Genomic DNA, 17,528 nt, shown 5'->3' on the forward strand with positions numbered 1-17,528 from the left:
GGTTACGGAGCTTTCTTCTCGGGGACCTGCAGTTCACTGACGTGCGCGAGATCACGCGAAGCATCCCTCGCGGGTGCGAGGTTATCACCGCGGAGGGTCATGAGAAAGAGGACAAGCGCCTGAGTCTCGGATGGATTGAGCGCGTTGCCATAGGCAGGCATATTGCCTCCTCCCTGCAGAACCTGACGGATGATCTGGTCCTGCGTCATGCGTGTCGCGACCTGGTCGAGAGCAGGACCGCGCTGGCCTCCCTTTCCTTCCAAAGCGTGACAGTTACGGCACTGCTTGTCCTGGAGGACCAGGGCACCTTGGATCTCCAGCGGAGTGCGGTCGTGCAGATACTTTACCGGGACGGGGTCGGCGGTCCATGCGTCCATGATTGGGCTCCACGGAGTGTAGGTGCCGAGGCGTGTGAAGATGCCGAGGCTTACGGCAAGTACAGAGACGGTAAGGACGGCGATGGGCCGCTTGGCCCAGTGGCGCTCGCCTTCGCTCGCGAAGAGCGGCAGAAGAAGAAGCGCAGCGATGCCGAGGACGGGGACGACGAGGATGACGGGTGTCTCGATCGATGGTGGCAGGAACGCAAGAACCGCATAGATCCAGAGGAAGGGAAAGTCAGGCTTCGGCGCCGTCTGAATGATGGTTGGATCGGGTGGGCCGCCGGGACCAAAGGGGCCGAAGAAGAAGGCACAGGCCATGACGGCGAACATGATGGCGGCGGCGAAGACCGCATCCTTCCATGCGGCGTCGGGCACGAAGGGGATCCCGGTCTTCTCGGTAAGCTCGTGGTACTCGCGCTCGTAGGTCGACTTGCTGACGATGCGCCCGGGCATGGGCCAATCGCTGACGCCGTGACGAAGGACCATCCAGACATGAACGCCGACGCCGCCGAGCAAGAGGCCGGGGATGACGAAGACGTGGAGTGTGAAGAAACGCGAGAGCGTTGCGGCACCGACGATCGGGCCGCCAAGCATGAGGTGAACCAAGGGCTCGCCGAGCAACGGTACACGGCTCATGATGGAAGCGCCGATGCCCAGGCCCCAGTAGGCGTCTTGATCGAAGCGCATGACTTGTCCGGTGAAAGCCATGCCAAGAGTAAGCAACAGGAGAACGACGCCGACGATCCACGTGAGCTCACGCGGGAACTTGTAGGCTCCGAAGAGGAAGACCTGCGCCATGTGGATGAGCACGATGGCGATCATGAAGTCGGAGCCCCAGCCGTGGAGGGCTCGGACATACCAGCCCAGAGCGACGTTGTGGTTCAGAAACTGAAGGCTGCTCCAGGCCTCGTTCGCGGAGGGGCTGTAGATCAATGCGAGCAGGATGCCGGTCATCACCTGCATGATGAGGAGCACGGTGGCGGCGCTGCCGAAGACATACCACCAGCTCGCGTTGTTGGCAGGGGTTGGGTGCGCGGCCGCGTCGGCCATCGGCTTGATGAGACCAAGGCGATGCTCGATCCAGTCGTAGGTTTTCAGTCCGGCGGCTAGGCCGCGCTCCTTCAGGCTTGCCATGGCTTGGACCTCGTTTCGGCAGTAGCCGGCTCGATCTGGATGAGGGGCTTGTCCTTGCAGGAGGCCTGCGTTGCAAGTGTCGGCATGTCTCCGGCGTGGATCGACAGGGAATCTCCATCGAGCTTGTACTTGTATTCGAAGAGGCCGCGCTCGGGTGGGCCGGAGGCGCGCGAGCCATCTTCGTAGTAGGCTCCACCATGACATGGACACATAAAGAGCTTCGATTGCGCGAACCAGCGGACCGGACAGCCAAGATGAGCGCAGTTGATGGCGAAGACCTGGAACTGCTCGGCGGAGACACGCCGGACCCAGCAAGCTACCTTGCCGGTCTCGCCATCGCCGAGGCTCCTGACGGGACTCTCGAAGTCCACGAGCTTGGTCTCACCGACGGGGAAATCCTTCGCAGAACCAAGTGTTACCCAGGCACCTGAACTTGAGCTTTTTTTCATGGCCGGCCCGAGCAGATAGCCGACGAGCGGCACGGCGAGCACGGTGCCGACGAGAGCGTTCAGGCCTACGGCCAGTTTGAACAGGAAGGTGCGGCGGGTGTGGTCGGCTGCCTTCTGTTCTGGTGATTCTTCGATGCTGGGGCCTTGCAATGGTTCGCTCATACTTGTCTCCGCGTGCTCTGGGTTACTCGCTCTTCTGGTACGGCTGGCCTGGCGTGGCAATGCGATGACTGGCGATCCACGCTACGGTGTCGGTGATCTCCTGATCGGTCATCGGTCTCGCGTTGGCACCAATGAGGTCGCTACGCCAGTCGGGCATGCCTCGCTCCGATTGGCCGGCAAGGATGGCGGTGCGTAAGCTCTGATCGCTCACCAATGCGAGGTAGGCTGGGTCGACGAGCGAGCTGGTGTCCTTCGTCTTGCCTGTGGCATCGGCACCGTGGCAGCGGGCGCAGAAGACGGTGAAGGCCTTCTGACCCTGGATCGGATCGCCAGGAGCGGCACTTTGATAAGGCGGGGCTGGTGTATCGGAGTGTCCCCAGGTATCGAGCATGCCCAGCGCGAGGATGGAGATCTGTTGATCGGTCAACATGCCTCCGGCATGTTTGCCAAAGGCCGGCATCATCGTACCGGGGACTCCATCGCGTGTGACGCGCTCGATATTCTTGGGGCCTGCGATCGTAAGGTAGACAGGGTTTGCCAGCGAAATGGCCGCACCATTCTTCCCACCGCTTCCATGGCAGCCGGCGCAGTTTTGTTGATAGAGTGGCGCGAAGCGGACAAGCTGCTCGGGTCTGCCGACCTCGGGCTCAGGGCCAGGTCTGCCGGGCGCGTTCCTACAGCCCGCGCTGGCAAAAGCCACGAGACATCCAAGCGAAAGAGTGCGGAAGCGCGAGGTCATTGCGGGGTGTCCTTTTCGTCGACCAGTTGCACGGGGATGGGAACGAAGGCCCCCTGGTCGGATTCCACACCGGCGCGGACGGAGAAAGGAAGCGCGCGGAACTGCGGGGTGCGGATTCTGGTGTGCCGATTGACGACGTAGCCGCATACGAGGCCGAACGCAATCTGCGAGGCGACGAACCAAAACCAGTCGATACGCGCGTTCAGGATGGGGCTCACAATTCCGAGAGCCGAGTAAATGATGCCGGTGAACAAGAGCGGCACCGTGATACCGGCGGTGACGATGGGATGCCTCGGATACATCGGCAGGATCGAGCCGTAGAGCAGGCCAACCAGCATCGAGGTAAGTCCGTGAATCATCATCGCGGCAAGGAGACCGTTGAGATGGAATTCGCTCAAGAACGCATCGCTCGCGCCCGCCCAGCTCACGAATCCGCCGGCAGCGAGCAGGTTGGCCGCGTACCAAACGCTGTGATAGCGCAGCACGCTGAAGAGTGCAGCAGGGATTGTCATGGCGATGCCCCCCGCGATGCCGCCCTTGAGCCCTGTGACGATGTGAAAGGTCTCGATGGGAAGAATTTTGCGGTGCTCCGGACTTGTTGGGAGGCGCTCCATCAGTGTGCGGCTGCTGACGATTCGTACCTCCTCCACGTCGACAGGAATGCTTTCGTGCTGCTCCCTGGGGAGCACCTGCAGGAACCATCCGACGCTGCTCATCAGGGTAAGCAGGAGACCAAGGAGTCCCACGACGATGTTGGTGACCATGCCCGCGCAGATGAGCGAGATGCCAAGGGCCAGCACCATGGGCCACGCCGTCGGCGAAGGAAGTTGAACAACGTCTGCGTTATGGTGTGCGTGATCGGGTTCCACAAGTTCTCCCTTCAGAGATTTGAATTTATCGGCCGAAGACATAGACCACGAGAAAGACAACGATCCATACTGCGTCGACGAAGTGCCAGTACAGCGAAATGACCTCGAGCCGCTCCGTATGCTTGCTGCCACCCAACTGGCCGCGCAGCGAGAAGAAGAGAGCAAGTGAAAGCATGAAGAGGCCGATGATCACATGTGTCGCATGCAGCCCAACGAGCGAGTAGAAGGTTGTGCCGAAGAGATTCGTGCGGATGGTCAACCCATCGTGATAGATGAGGTGATACCACTCCATGCCGGTGCCTGCGAGGAAGATTCCACCGAGCAGGACGGTTGCGGCGAGCCAGAGCGAGCAGAGGCTACGCGCTCCCTTGTGCAGCGCATTGACCGCAAGATGGACCGTGATACTGCTCGACAGGAGGCAGATGCTGGTGAAGATAGGTAGGCTGAGGACATCCTGCGGTGTGGGGCCGGAGAGACTCTTGCCCACGTAAAAGAGATACGCGACCACGAAGATGATGAAGATGGCCGCCTCGGCGAGGATCAGGCATGCCATTCCGACGATGCCGCGCGAGGGCAGCTTCCAAACTTCGATCTCACTTTGCGGAATGATGGCTGCTTCGTTCATGACGCCTGACCTCTTCTACTCATATTGACCATCACTGTCTTCGGGATGCTTGAGATCCCAGAGTGGCCGGCGGCTCTCGACAACGGGAATTTTGGCGAAGTTATAGGACGGCGGTGGCGAAGTCGTCGACCACTCCAGCGTCCAGGCGTCCCATGGGTCCGGTCCGGCGATGGGGCCCTTGAAGTAGGACCACACCATGTTGTAGACGAAGACCAGTGTGCCGATGGCCTGGATAAAGCCGCCGCAGGAGATGAGCATGTTAAGCATCGTCCAGCCTCGGTCCGCCTCGTAGGTGTAGATCCTGCGCGGCATGCCGAGAATTCCGGGGATGTGCATGAGGTCAAAGGTGAGATGGAAGCCGATGAGAAAGATCCAGAAGTGCCATTTGCCGAGCTTTTCGCTCAACATGCGGCCGGTCATCTTGGGGTACCAGTAATAGAAGGCTGCAAAGAGCATGAAAAGGATCGCACCGACCAGAACATAGTGGAAGTGCGCGACGACGAAGTACGAGTTGCCAAGCTGCCAGTCAAAGGGAGCCGCTGAGAGCATGATGCCGGTGAGCCCGGCAAGGAGGAACTGGAACAGAAAGCCGATGGCAAACATCATCGCCGTGGTGAACTGAATCTTGCCGCCCCACAGCGTAGCGAGCCAATTGAAGATCTTGATGCCGGTCGGGACGGCGATGATCATCGTCGCGAGCGTAAAGAACGTGTTCGCTCCTGCGCCCATGCCGACCGTGAACATGTGGTGGGCCCAGACGCTGAGACTGATGAAGCCGATACCCACGGAGGCCGCGACCATGGCGGCGTATCCGAAGATCGCCTTACGTGAGAAGACCGGGATGATCTCGTTGGCGAAGGCGAAGGCAGGAAGGACGAGCACATACACTTCGGGATGTCCGAAGATCCAGAAGAAGTGCATCCACAGCACCGCGGAGCCGCCGGCCTGGGTATCAAAGAAGTGAGAGCCGAGATACCGGTCAAGCATGAGCATGATCTGCGCGGCGGTGAGCGGGCTGACCGTGACGAAGACCAGCATCGAGGTGACGAGATAGAGCCACACCAGCAGAGGCATGCGGTTGAGCTTCATGCCGGGGCAACGCATGCAAATGACCGTGGAAACGATGTTGAGGGCTGTGCCGATGGTGCCGACGCCGCTCAGGAGCACGGCGAGTGTCCAATAGTCTGTGCTGTGGCCAGGCGAGAAGGCATGTGAGGTAAGTGGCGCATACGCCCACCAGCCGACATCCGGCGCACTACCGGCACCGTACAGGCCATCCCCGCCGAGAAAGCTGAAGTAAAGCAGCGTGCCGCCGAACGAAGAGATCCAGAAGCTGAAAGCATTCAACCGCGGAAACGCCATATCGCGCGCACCGATCATCAGCGGAATCAGGTAGTTGCCGAAGCCGAAGAGAATTGGCATACCGACGAAGAAGACCATCGTCGTGCCGTGCATTGTGAAGAGACGGTTGAAGGCCTGGGGCGACAGGAAGTGAAGATTGGGAAGGCCCAGTTGGATGCGGATCAAAATTGCTTCCGCCCCGGCCACAACCAGAAAGATGAGGGCGTAGCCGATGTACATCAGCCCGATCTTCTTGTGATCGACCGTGACCACCCAATCGTGCAGGACTTCAAGCAGAAGCTTGCGCCCGGGAGGTTGTGGAGTCAGGTCGAGCACAGCAGTCGCTGTCGTCTGGGTAGCCATAAGCTTCTTCCCTTCCGTCCTACTTAAGAGTCACGAGATAAGCTGCTACGGCATCCAGATCGCGATCGTTCAGGTGCATCGGCGGCATCAGTACACCAGGCTTGAAGTGTGCTGGGTTAGCCACAAAGGCACGCAGATTGGCAGGCGTGTTCGGGACTGCTCCAGAGGCGATCGTGTCACGGCTTCCAACGTGCGTCAGGTCCGGACCGAACCTGCCCGTGGCCACGGTGCCTGCGATGGCGTGGCAACTGATGCAGGCGTTCTGCTGGAAGACCTTCTTGCCTGCGGCCACAGTCGGATCCTCGACCGCGGGTGCGTGCTGATGAGCGGTCCACGCGGCGAATTCAGCAGGCGTATCGGCATATACGCGCAACAACATCTTCGCGTGTTGCGTTCCGCAGTACTGTGCGCATTGACCGAGGTAGAGCCCCTGATCCGGTGGATCGATCCACATGGTGTTGACCTTGTTCGGGATCAGATCCATTTTGCCGGCCAGTCGAGGAATCCAGAAGCTATGGTCGGTATCCGCAGAAGACATGGTGAGATACGTCGGCGTCGGATGCTTCGGATCACTCACCGGAATGTGAAGTTCATTCGCCGTGACGATCCCAAGCTTCGGGTAGCGGTATTCCCACCAGAACTGGTGACCGATCACCACGACGTCCAAAGCCGCAGCGGGCTTTTTGGCTCGTTCCGTCGCGAGGATGACGCGGGCAGTGGCGAGAAACAACATCACCACAATCAGGATCGGAATCACAGTCCATGACAGCTCGATCTGCTTGCTGCCGTAGATCTGCGCTGGCTCCTGCTGGGCGAGTGGATCGGAGGGCCGATGCCGAAAGCGCAGAAGAACGTAGAGAAGAAGTCCCCCTACGACCAGGAAGAGTGCCGTTGTGATACCCAACACAAGCATCGAAAGACCGAAGATGGAATGAGCGGGTGTGCCTGCCGGGTCGAAGATGCTCGTAGGGCTGTGGAAGTCAGCAAGCTTTCGGCGAAAGGGGGCGCACAACCGCATGACAAACCCAAGGCCATGCTCGTCCATCCGAGTATCAAGGAGCATCCATGCACCTTTCTACCAGGGCTCCTTGCTGGCAGCAGAACTGGCACGTTACAAGGTTGAAGCTCGTTCAGGTGCTGCATTAAGCCATCGCGTCGATGGACAGCCGCACGAAAGTCTTTCAAGTACAACGATGATGGCACTCTAGGAACGGTTGGTAGAGGGGAGTAACCGTTAGCTCACTGCTATGGAGTTCGTCTCATCTTCTCACACACTGAGGCAGCATGCGGAAAGCTCTTACGAATCAGAAAGAGGGGACAACCTAGATTTCCTCAGCGGAAAAGCATCTGATCGAAGCCGCGATCTTCGAACTCCCCGCTAGAACGCATCCGTTACACGAGTCATTGTCCTGCGCCGGAAAGTACGCCGCTACCCGGTACGAATCGGAAGCCGCACCCGGAAAGTTGTTCCCTGCTCCCCTGCATCGTCAATGACAATTGAGCCTCCGTGCTTCTCGACGATCCCCTTCGATACCCAAAGGCCGAGCCCAGTTCCCACGTCCGACTTCGTCGTAAAGAATGGCTCAAAGAGATGTTTCCTGTTGCCTTCGGAGATTCCGGAGCCTGTGTCCATTACGACGATCTCCACTGTGTCCTCAAAACGCAGGACGGAAGTTTCGATCAAACCACCCGGTGGCGTGGCATCGATCGCGTTGGCAACGAGGTTGGCGACAACCTGTTTGATCTCACCCGCGATCACCGTAACGAACAACTCATCCGCAAGGTTGCCAGAGGTACGCAGCGTCAATCCTCGGGTATTGCTTCGTGATCGGTATAGGTCCAATACTTCAGACACAAGCTGCAGAATGCCAGTCGACTGCGGAAGCGTGGACTCACGGTAAAAACCCAGCGTCTGCCGGACGATATGAGTCATCCTGCGCAACTCAGAGTCTGCCAGACACAGATGGTCCGCTGCCTCTTGTGGTAGTCCTTCGACATGTTGCGCCAGGTAGATGGCATTCACCAGCGCTTCCAACGGATTGTTCACCTCATGAGCCACCGTTGCAGCCAGGCGCCCAGCCGCCGCCAGCTTTTCCGCACGTCGCAAGGCCTGCTCCGCCATCCGCGACTCCGTTACGTCGATGATAAGGCCCGCGATCCACGTCGCTTTGCCACTTTGATTTCGCCGAATTCTTCCCCGCACCTGTAGCCAAAGGATGCGTCCGTCAGGGGTGATCGTACGATGCTCGGAGTTGAATACCGAAGCCGAAGACTGAAGTGTGGCCCAAAAAGCCTGGTGAGCCAGTTCACGATCTTCGGGGTGGACCAATTCGTAACCCGCTTCGCCGGTGGGCTCTGCGTCTTCCCGTAGTCCATGCAGCGCCTTAAATTCAGACGACCATGACAACCGACCGTTCTCCAGATCCCAAGTCCAGCTTCCCATCTTGGCGGCAGCGTGAGACAACTTCAACTCTGCGGCTTGCTCCAAGAGTGCGTGGTGCAACTGTGCATTCTCAATTGCGACGGCAGCGCGCTGAGCAAGATCGAGCGCCAGTTCCACATCACGGTCGCCAAAATAGCGTCCTTTGGTCGCGAGCAAACGAATCACCCCGAGAGTCTTTTCCCTCGATTTGAGAGGAACAACAATACTTGAGCTCAACTGAAGTTGTTGTAACAGATGCCGATGCTCGTCATCCTGGGCGGCAGCGTCCAACATCTCTTCCGTGATGGAGGAGACGATCTCCGGTGTTCCAGTGCTGAATACCTTTCCGACACCCCGATCTGTCTCAATCTGCTCCGGATATCTGCGTTCGTATTCCTCTGCGAAACCTGCCATGCCCGGATCCGCATGCGCCACGACCAGCCTTGCCAGCCTCCCGTTTTCAGCTACATGGACCGTACACCATTCGGCCATATGGGAGACGACCAAACGGGCCACTCTTTCGAGAGTCGATTCATAGTCCAGGGAAGATGCCAGCATCGCACTCGCTTCCGCCAGGAACGACAACCGCTGTTTCTCTCGACGGTTTTGTTCGTTCAGTTCGAGACGATTCAGCGCAGATGCCGAAAGATTTGAGAGTGCCAGCGCACACCTCGTGTCATCAGGGCTGAACTGCCGAGCACTTCGCCAGTAATAGACCATCGCGCCGTTGCTGGTCGAGTCCAATACCCACGGCACGATCATCGCGCTGCTGATGCCTTCGCGTTCATAGATCGATGGATGGAACGGGACACGCTCATCCGTAGCCATATCCCCAACGACCCAAACACCGCCGGGGAAAGTCTTCCCATCCAGGAGGAATGTTTTGGGATAAGCACCGGAGAGTCCTCGATGTGCGAGCACGCGCCAACCGAGGCGGTCCTCGGACTCACGCCAAATGCCATACGCATCCGCAACGAGAAGATTGCTCGCAAGATCAAGGATCTTCGCCAAAAGGATCTCCTCGCTTCCGGCATGCAGCACCAAAGAGGAGGCCTTTATAAGGATACTCAGTGCTTCAGGACGGTCAGGCAACGAAGGTGAGAGCATCTCGTTCATGCTCTAAGATCGTATGTGGCGACAGATTGAAATACAACGTTTTCCGACCTGAAACTCCTTTATCCATGCAAGTTTGCGTAGGTGAATAACCTTACCGCATCTCTTTCCATGGGCAGTGAGCGGTAGTCTGTATGGAACTCACCACCACTACTTTACCGGTAAAGCACGTGGACTCTTCGCGTTAGGGGCAGGAGCCATCAGCAGATTCTTTAGGTCGACTTCCAGCTTCGGAGCATCGACGTCCATCTGCGCATGGACCAAACGGTGTGACAGGACGGGCTTGTCGTAATCGGACCAGGTGAGCGTATCGCCGTATCCGGGGCCACGCACGAGGTTGACGTCCATATAGACCTGACGCTCATGCAAAATGATGGCGGGGTCAAGCCAGGCGGCCGCAGCAAGTTCGTCCCAGGCAAAGTCAGAGGTTCCCGTGTGCTTCGCGTAGCGGACCAGATACTGCGCCGCCGGACTGGTGGCACCCTTGAGGGCTTCTAGAACGCCTGAAAGCTTCGTTTGGATAGAAGCGTCTACAGTCGTGACCGTGATCTTCGGCCAGGGCGCGTTGAGCACGATGCTCGCGGCCTCCGGATCGAACCAGAAATTGAATTCGTGGCGGGGCAGGTTGTACCATTCGCGAGCCTCGGTCTTGGGGGACAGGCTGCCGCCCATGACGAGCAGTTCCTTCGCCAGCTCGGCGAAGTGGGGATCCAGTCTTTGCGCGAGGGCTACGTTGGTCAAAGGGCCGCAGGCGTAGATGGTCACCTGGTGCGGATACTCATGGACCATGCGCACCATGAAGTGGGCCGCGTCTTCTTCGGCTGCGTGAGTAACGGGCGCGCCTTCGTCAAGCGGTGGAACCTCATCCCAGGCGACATGCCGCGACTCACGCCATGCCCCCATCCAGGTGACCTTACCGTTCAGGTCTGCGTTCAGGCGCGTCCACTCCTGGGTCCGAACCAGCGGAAACGCCGCGCCCGGATATACCTTGACGTCGGTGCGGCCAACGGTTTCCAGCAGACGCAACGCGTGAGCCACCTCCTCATCGCGCCACATGTCGCCGGTCACGACTGTAACGCCGAGCACGTGCACCTGGGGGGACTGCAGCAGCACAAGCAGTGACGCCATGTCCGACCCGCCTGGGCCGGAGGTATCCTGGTCCGCAATCACCAGCCGCGGCGCTGCAGCTGGGGTCTGAATCTGAGCCTGAAGGCCTCCCATGCTCAGGCACGAGGCGACGACCGTGGATGTAACGAGGGAGAACTTCTGCAACGTGGACCGGGTCATGTTTTCTACTTTCCGTTGAGATCTAGGTGGACAACTGCTTACAAACCGCCTTCGAGATTGAAACGGCGGAGCGGATCATGGGGGAACGATCGCGGGACCGCGTGGCGATGCCGATCTCCGAAAAAAGGTCTCTGGGAATGAGGGGCTTCAGGATGACATTCTGGGTGGAGGATTGGATGACCATGCTGGGGAGGATGGCGATGCCGTCTCCGGCCGCGACCAGGGCGGGCGCGACGTACATCTCGTCGATCTCACTGGAGACCAGGGGGGAGAAGCCCGCCTGAAGACATCGATCGAGGAGAATATCGTAGAAGCCTGGAGCCCACTTGCGCCCGTACATCACGAACCGCTCCCCGCGGAGGTCAGCGATACTTACCTCCTCCGCCGCAGCGAGATGATGATCGCGGGGTAGACAGACGAGCAGGGGCTCGCGGTGGGCGGGGACGATGTCGATCCCCTTCGCTTTCATGGGAAGTCGGACGAAGCCAAGGTCGATCGCCTCCCGCTGCAACTCGATGATGACGGTGCTGGTGCCGAAGGGCGTGAGCTCCAGCTTGACGTTGGGGTGGAGCTTGTGGAACTCGGTGACGATCTTAGGGATGATCTCGCGCGAGACGGAGCGCGGAAAGCCAAGTCGAAGGCGTTCGACCTGCTGGCTCGTGACGAGCTTCGCCGCGCGCGCTGCCTCTTCGGCAGCGAACAGTGTGGCGCGGGCACCGGGCAGGAAGGCTTCACCGGCAGGCGTCATCCGCACCCCCTGGTGATGACGATCCAGCAAGACGACACCGAGTTCTTCTTCGAGCCGCTGGATCTGCGCGGTGATGGCCGGCTGCGATCGATGGAGCTGCGTGGCGGCCTGGATAAAGCTCTTCTTCTCGACCACCGCGACAAATGCAGCGAGATTTTTGAGCTCCATGGTGCCTCCAGTCCACATTCACGCTGAATCTCCAGATCATCACAGGTGTTTGGTGCAGGGTCAAGACCTCGCAATCGGCGCGACGACTTCCATGTCGACCAGTTCGCCCAAAAGTCCATCGGCCAAACCAAGATCCGTCAGGTAGGGGAACGGGTTGCAGGCGAGCGACAACCCTTCCAGCGTCTTGAAGACCCAGTAGGGCGGCTTCCACTCCACGACCTGGTCTGCGGCCTCGCGCAGTGCGATAAAGTCCTTCGCTACCTGCGCGGGTGGCTCGGAAGACAGCATACCGGCGAAGGGGAACTTCGCAATCGCGAGTACGCGTCCATCCTGCACGACCGCGATACCGCCGCCGCAGGCGATGAGAGCATTCGCGGCGATCTGCATGTCTTCCGGATTGCCCCCGATCACCAGCAGGTTGTGCGCGTCGTGCACATAGGTGGTCGCAAGCGCGCCACGCAGCCGGGGCAGGCCCTCCTGCAGACCGACCTGTGGGCCGCCCGCGTGCAGGCCGTGGCGGTGCTGGAGGAAGAGCAGGTTGAGGTCGCCGTTCGGACCGTCCGCCGGGGGAAGGACCGCGAAGCCATCCACCACCTGTAGCCGAACCTCGCTCCACTCGGAGAAGCGGACGCCCTTGATGGTTCGCAAGGTCACCTCTCCGTGGGTGACGCTGCGCACCGGCAGCCGGAAGTCCAGGACGTCGAGCGGCGCGATATGCACCGAGTTCTCCGGCTCCGCGATCGCAGGTGCCTGGATCGGGTCGATCATGCTGCCGGCGTGGGCGGCATGGATGCCTGAAACGAAGACATCGGTCACCGAGATGGAGGCCAGATCGTCGAGTACGAGCAGGTCGGCGAGACGGCCGGGGCAGATGGCTCCCAGGTCGTGGCGACCGAGATGCAGAGCCGCGTTGAAGGTAGCCATGCGGATGGCATCGACGGGTTTGAGGCCAGCGGCGATAGCGCGGCGTAGCACATCGCTGATTCCGCCGGTAGCGAGCAACTGGTCAGGCGGCACATCATCTGTGCAGAACATGAGCTGGGATGAGAGGTGAGGAAGCGCGATCAGTTGACCAACAACATCCGGGATGACGTACAGGTGCGATCCTCGAATCTCGATCGCGAGGCCGGCTCGCAGCTTTTCAAGCAAGTCCTCCCCCGAGGTGATCTCATGGTCGGAGCCGATGCCGGCGGCGGCATATCCCTGGAGTCTGGGTCCGGTGAGACCGCGCGCGTGGCCTTCAAGCAGTTTGCCCGAGCGACGCGCTTCGTGCGCGATGGAGGTCATGCGCGGTGTGGCGTTGAGCACACCGTTCATGTCCATCATCTCGGCGACGCCGAGCACCTCAGGCCACGCCAGCATCTGCTCCATCGCTTCGCCGTCGAAGCTGGCTCCCGAAACCTCGATGGCCGGAGCGGAAGGCACCGAAGACGGAGCCTGCAGGAAGCAGCGCAGCGGCAGGTTACGGCTGGCTTCCACGGCAAAGCGGACGCCCTCGACACCCAGCACATTGGCGAGTTCGTGCGGATCCCAAAAAACGCTGGTCGTACCCTGCGGAACAACGACGCTGGCGTAGTGCTGCGGGAGCAGATGCGAGCTTTCAAGGTGGACGTGGGTGTCGATGAAGCCCGGAGTGACGAAGCGACCCGCAAGGTCGTGCATGACAGCCGCATCGTGACGCGAACCGCTGGGATGAACGCTGGCAATCATGGGCCCGATGATGCCGATATCGGCAGCTCTGATCTCGCCGGTGATGACATCGACGATCTGTCCGCCGGTCAGGAGAATATCGAACGGTGCCTTGCCCTGCGCCGCTTCGACCGCACGCGCCCTCACCATCTCATCGAGAGGCCGCTGCCAATCGTGTACAGCCATATCAGCTTCTCCTACTTCTTCCAAAGGTCTTCCGGGGTTCCGTCTCAAACGGATTCTTGCGGATAGGCCCCCACCGCGGGGGCCCGTCCGGCAGAGCAGTCTAGAACAGGTACTTCATGGCAAACTGCACCTGACGATTTTCATGAACCGTCGTCGAGATGGTACCGAAGGTTGCATTGCCAAAGCCCTGGTCCGGAAGACCGAACTGCGAGTGGTTGAGGATGTTGAAGAATTCAGCGCGGAACTCGAGGTTCTGCGACTCGAAGGTCGAGAACTTCTTATAGAGAGACATATCGACGTTGGTGCGCTGGGGTCCATAGCCTACGGTGCGCGGCGCGTTGCCAAGCTGCGTCGCGGTGGGGTTGGCGAAACAACTGGTGTTGAACCACTTCGTGACAGTACGGCCACCGGCGTAGAGGTCGCAGCCACTAACCAAGTCAGGGCGATTGGTGACGCCGGAGCCGGAGGTATTGGTCACCTGGGTGAACGCAAGCGGGAAGCCCGAGTGCGTCGTGACGATAGAGTTGATCTGCCACCCCCCAATAACCTCGTCCGTCAGCTTGTTGACGTGCCCCAGGAACATCTGTCCCTTGCCGAAGGGCAGAGCGTAGATGGCGCTGGCGGTGAAGTTGTTGCGGAGATGGAGCGAGGAGAGACCGCGGTCGGCGTCCGCCGTAATCAGCTTGCCGGCCGCGTTGCCAGGAGTCGAGACCAGCACAGGGCTGCCATGGTAGAAGGTTGACGCCGGATTGGCACCAAGCGTGAGCGGGAAGTAGGTCGAGCCCGGGAGCGTGGTAACGGCCTCGGAGACGCCGTTGGTCAACGCCTGCGCGTAGGTGTAGGAGCCGAGCAGGTAGAGTCCCTTGATGCGCTGCTCAACCTTGGCCTGCAACGAGTTATAGACCAGCCATCCGTTCGAGGTGATGTCGGAGATCGTGTTCAGCGTGGTGAAGGGGCGGCGCGAGGCGGTATTGTTGCCCGCTCCCGGCGCCGCTCCGTTGAAGCTACCGACATTGTTGAAGATGCGCGAAGCGTGCGTGCCAGCGTAGGCGACGGTGAAGATCGTTCCCTTCGCTGTTCCCTGCTGCAGGTTCACGTTGTACTGCTGCACAAGACCCTGCTTGAAGTTGCGGTCCTGCGCGACGAGCGAGCCGGTGTAGGTGGTGGGGTTGCGCGGCTGGCTGTTGTCCGGGAATCCATTGATGGCAGAGCCCGCAATGAGCACACGGGCCGGGTTGATGTCGTTGGTGGTGAAGGTATAGGTGTTGGTGTAGGGCGGGTTCTGGTGGATGCCGGCCGACTGGCCAAGATGCGCGGTGTCGTGGAAGATGGCGTAGCCGCCACGCAGGACGGTGTTGCGCGATGGCCCGAAGGGCGAGAGGGAGAAGCCGAAGCGTGGCTCGATATTGGAGTAGTCGGTATGGATGCCGGCGTACTTGTCGCTGGCGATGGTGCCCGCGTAGGCCGAGGCCTGGGAACCTGCGACGAAGAAGGTGCCAGTGGTCACGTCGAAGTTGGCGATGCGGGAGCGAGCCTCAGACAGCGGGGTGGTGACGCCGTAGGCAAGACCAAGGTTCAGGGTGAAGCTGGGCGTAATGGCCCAGTTATCCTGCGCGTAACCGCGATACTCCTTCCAGCGCCTGCCGATGATGGTGCTGTTGAGCTGGTTCTGGCGGTTGCCGCCGTTGGGGTAGCCCAGCAGGAGGCTAGCTATGGGCGAACCGTTGGCTCCGGTGATGCCGCTGGCAGGATCCGTGATGGTGGCGGCGAAGGTGGTGGTGGGAGAGTAGGCAGTGAAGTTCTTGGTGAACGCCATCTGTCCGTGGAAATAGGTCTCGCCGAGTCCGTTGTTCTGCATGGGCCGGAAGTCGAAGCCGAAGACCATGGTGTGCTTGCCCTTGACGACGGAAAGCGAGTCGGAGAAGTGATAGACATTAGTGCCGCCCTGGTAGGGCGAGAAGAGGCGGTCGCCGATGGGGTTGAAACCAGTGACCGAAATCAGTGTCATGCCGGAGGTGGCGATGTCGCCGAGGTTCGCGCCCGTGATGCCGATGTCCGACGCAGCGGTCGTGCCGTAGCCGAGGGCGTGGATGGTGTTGAAGTCACGATTGAAGCCCACGGCAAACTGGTTGAGGATGCGGGGCGTAAAGATGTGGGTCTCCGACAGCGCAATGTTGCGGGCGCGAGTGCGGAAGTTGGTGGTGGAGGTGTAGCTGCTCTTCGATCCGAAGCCGGGAAGACCGGAGGGATTGAACTGCGAGGCATTGTCCCATGAAAAGCGGGCAAAGACCCGGTCTTTCTCGGTCAATTGATGATCGATGCGCACGTCGAACTCATCGTCGTTCAGCGAGCGGGTGGGGCTCGAGGTGTAGTTGAAGCCGGTGGAGAGGCCCGGCGATCCAGCGGGCAGAGCCGAAGGATAGAGGTTGAGAATGGCCTGTCCAACGGAGCTGATCTGCGAAGCGGGGATCACGTAGGCTCCGGAGGAAGAGCTGTAATAGCTGGTGCGGCTGGAGGCATTTGCCGCGGCAAGCGACGGGACAGGATTAAAGATGGGGTTCGTGAAGATGTGCTGGAGGCGCTGCGCGTCTGTGGGGACGACGCTCTGGATAGGCGCGGCCTGGCGAACGCGGTTGCCTTGATAGTCGGCGAAGAAGAAGGTTTTGTCCTTGAAGATAGGGCCGCCAATGGCACCGCCGAACTCGTTTTGGCGATACTTGCCCTTCTTGATGGGGTCGAAATAGTTGCGGGCGTCGAGGTAGTCGTTACGGAAGAACTCAAAGGCTGAGCCGTGGAAGTCATTGGTGCCGCTCTTGGTCGAGACAAGCACGGTGGAGCCGCCACGCGAACCGTACTGCGCGGAGTAGTTGAAGGTGAGGACGTTGAACTCCTGGATGGCATCGATCTGCGGAAGGTAAGCGACGCCACCGCCGGTGAGTTCGTTGTCGTCAACTCCGTCAAGACGCCAGTCATTCGTGTTCTCCGCCATGCCCTGCACGGAGAGTGAGACGGAGCCGCGGAAGGAGACCTCGGACGAGGTGCCCTGATTGAGGAAGTCGGTCGTCTGCTCGCCACGTGTGGTGCCTGGAGTGAGGAGAGCAAGTTGCGCGAAATTACGGCCATTCAACGGAAGGTCGGCCACCTCCTGCGCGTGAATAGTCTGGCCAAGCGTTGCATCGCTGCGCTGCACCGTCGTTGGGTCGGCTCGCACATCGACCACCGAAGAGACGCCTGCGGGCTGCAGCTTGACTTCGACAGCCACTCGCTGCTGTCCTTCGAGACCGATGGAGGTCAACTCCGACGGCTGAAAGCCCAAGCCCTCCGTATGCACGGTATAGCTTCCGATTGGCAGAAGCTCAAACGCGAAGAAGCCGCTCTTGTCAGCCTGGACGACGCGGGTCGCATTCGTGTTCTGATTCACGATCGTCACCGTGGCTCCCGGTACGATTGCGCCTGTGGAGTCGGTCACATGGCCGGAGACCGCACCGACCGATTGTGCATATCCCATGCGCGTGAGGACGGCGAAGCACAGACAGAGAGACAGAACGGCAAAAAGACGCTTCATAGGGCTTCTCCTAGAACTTGATGCAAACTACGGCTGCGCGTAAGCCACCGATGTCTTGAAGAGACACATCGGAAGCCTAGGTTCAGAGCCGAGAGAAAATCATTCTTGTGGGTTGTTTGCTTAGCCTGATTCAAAATGAACACCATGTGAAAGTCCAATCACATTAATGGATCGAGGATTTCATTTTACTGATAGCCAGATGGAGCGCATAGGTAGTGGCACTGCGATGGATCCGGTCCGCATCCGCATTCAGCGCGGGAAATCTGATACAGTCACGAGAATTCCTTG

General features: G+C 59.8%; 12 protein-coding genes. All 12 read right to left on the bottom strand.

The genetic code is table 11. The features are described from left to right. Window positions 1–2: 2 nt before the first annotated feature. On the bottom strand, window positions 3–1,514 hold the full coding sequence (locus tag BM400_RS17680; protein WP_089841252.1) for a cytochrome b N-terminal domain-containing protein: 1,512 nt from the start codon (window positions 1,512–1,514) through the stop codon (window positions 3–5). Next, window positions 1,502–2,125 (bottom strand): QcrA and Rieske domain-containing protein, encoded by a 624-nt coding sequence (locus BM400_RS17685; RefSeq protein ID WP_089841254.1) that lies wholly within the window; start codon window positions 2,123–2,125, stop codon window positions 1,502–1,504. The genes BM400_RS17680 and BM400_RS17685 overlap by 13 nt, the downstream gene beginning before the upstream one ends. 22 nt (window positions 2,126–2,147) lie before the next feature. Further along, window positions 2,148–2,825 (bottom strand): c-type cytochrome, encoded by a 678-nt coding sequence (locus tag BM400_RS17690; RefSeq protein ID WP_245781946.1) that lies wholly within the window; start codon window positions 2,823–2,825, stop codon window positions 2,148–2,150. A gap of 35 nt (window positions 2,826–2,860) precedes the next feature. Continuing rightward, window positions 2,861–3,733 carry a hypothetical protein gene (locus BM400_RS17695; RefSeq protein ID WP_089842109.1) on the bottom strand — a complete coding sequence of 291 codons (873 nt, stop codon included), beginning with the start codon at window positions 3,731–3,733 and terminating at the stop codon, window positions 2,861–2,863. Window positions 3,734–3,758: 25 nt separating this feature from the next. Next, on the bottom strand, window positions 3,759–4,358 hold the full coding sequence (locus BM400_RS17700) for a cytochrome c oxidase subunit 3 (RefSeq protein ID WP_089841258.1): 600 nt from the start codon (window positions 4,356–4,358) through the stop codon (window positions 3,759–3,761). A 15-nt stretch (window positions 4,359–4,373) separates the two neighbouring features. Further along, window positions 4,374–6,062 (bottom strand): cytochrome c oxidase subunit I, encoded by a 1,689-nt coding sequence (gene ctaD, locus BM400_RS17705; RefSeq protein ID WP_089841260.1) that lies wholly within the window; start codon window positions 6,060–6,062, stop codon window positions 4,374–4,376. Window positions 6,063–6,081: 19 nt separating this feature from the next. Beyond that, window positions 6,082–7,125 carry a cytochrome c oxidase subunit II gene (gene coxB, locus BM400_RS17710; protein WP_089841262.1) on the bottom strand — a complete coding sequence of 348 codons (1,044 nt, stop codon included), beginning with the start codon at window positions 7,123–7,125 and terminating at the stop codon, window positions 6,082–6,084. Between the two features lie 366 nt (window positions 7,126–7,491). Continuing rightward, window positions 7,492–9,600, bottom strand: a complete 2,109-nt coding sequence (locus BM400_RS17715) for an ATP-binding protein (protein WP_089841264.1) — start codon at window positions 9,598–9,600, stop codon at window positions 7,492–7,494. A gap of 147 nt (window positions 9,601–9,747) precedes the next feature. Next, window positions 9,748–10,884: a nucleoside hydrolase gene (locus BM400_RS17720; protein WP_245781947.1), complete on the bottom strand. Its 1,137-nt coding sequence runs from the start codon at window positions 10,882–10,884 to the stop codon at window positions 9,748–9,750. Between the two features lie 22 nt (window positions 10,885–10,906). Further along, window positions 10,907–11,800: a LysR family transcriptional regulator gene (locus tag BM400_RS17725; RefSeq protein ID WP_175529098.1), complete on the bottom strand. Its 894-nt coding sequence runs from the start codon at window positions 11,798–11,800 to the stop codon at window positions 10,907–10,909. 60 nt (window positions 11,801–11,860) lie between these two features. Beyond that, window positions 11,861–13,675, bottom strand: coding sequence for an adenine deaminase (locus tag BM400_RS17730; protein ID WP_217644119.1), 1,815 nt, complete (start codon window positions 13,673–13,675; stop codon window positions 11,861–11,863). A gap of 100 nt (window positions 13,676–13,775) precedes the next feature. Further along, on the bottom strand, window positions 13,776–17,240 hold the full coding sequence (locus BM400_RS17735; RefSeq protein WP_089841268.1) for a TonB-dependent receptor: 3,465 nt from the start codon (window positions 17,238–17,240) through the stop codon (window positions 13,776–13,778). Between the last annotated feature and the right edge of the window lie 288 nt (window positions 17,241–17,528).

The organism is Granulicella pectinivorans (assembly GCF_900114625.1).
GTDB lineage: Bacteria > Acidobacteriota > Terriglobia > Terriglobales > Acidobacteriaceae > Edaphobacter > Edaphobacter pectinivorans.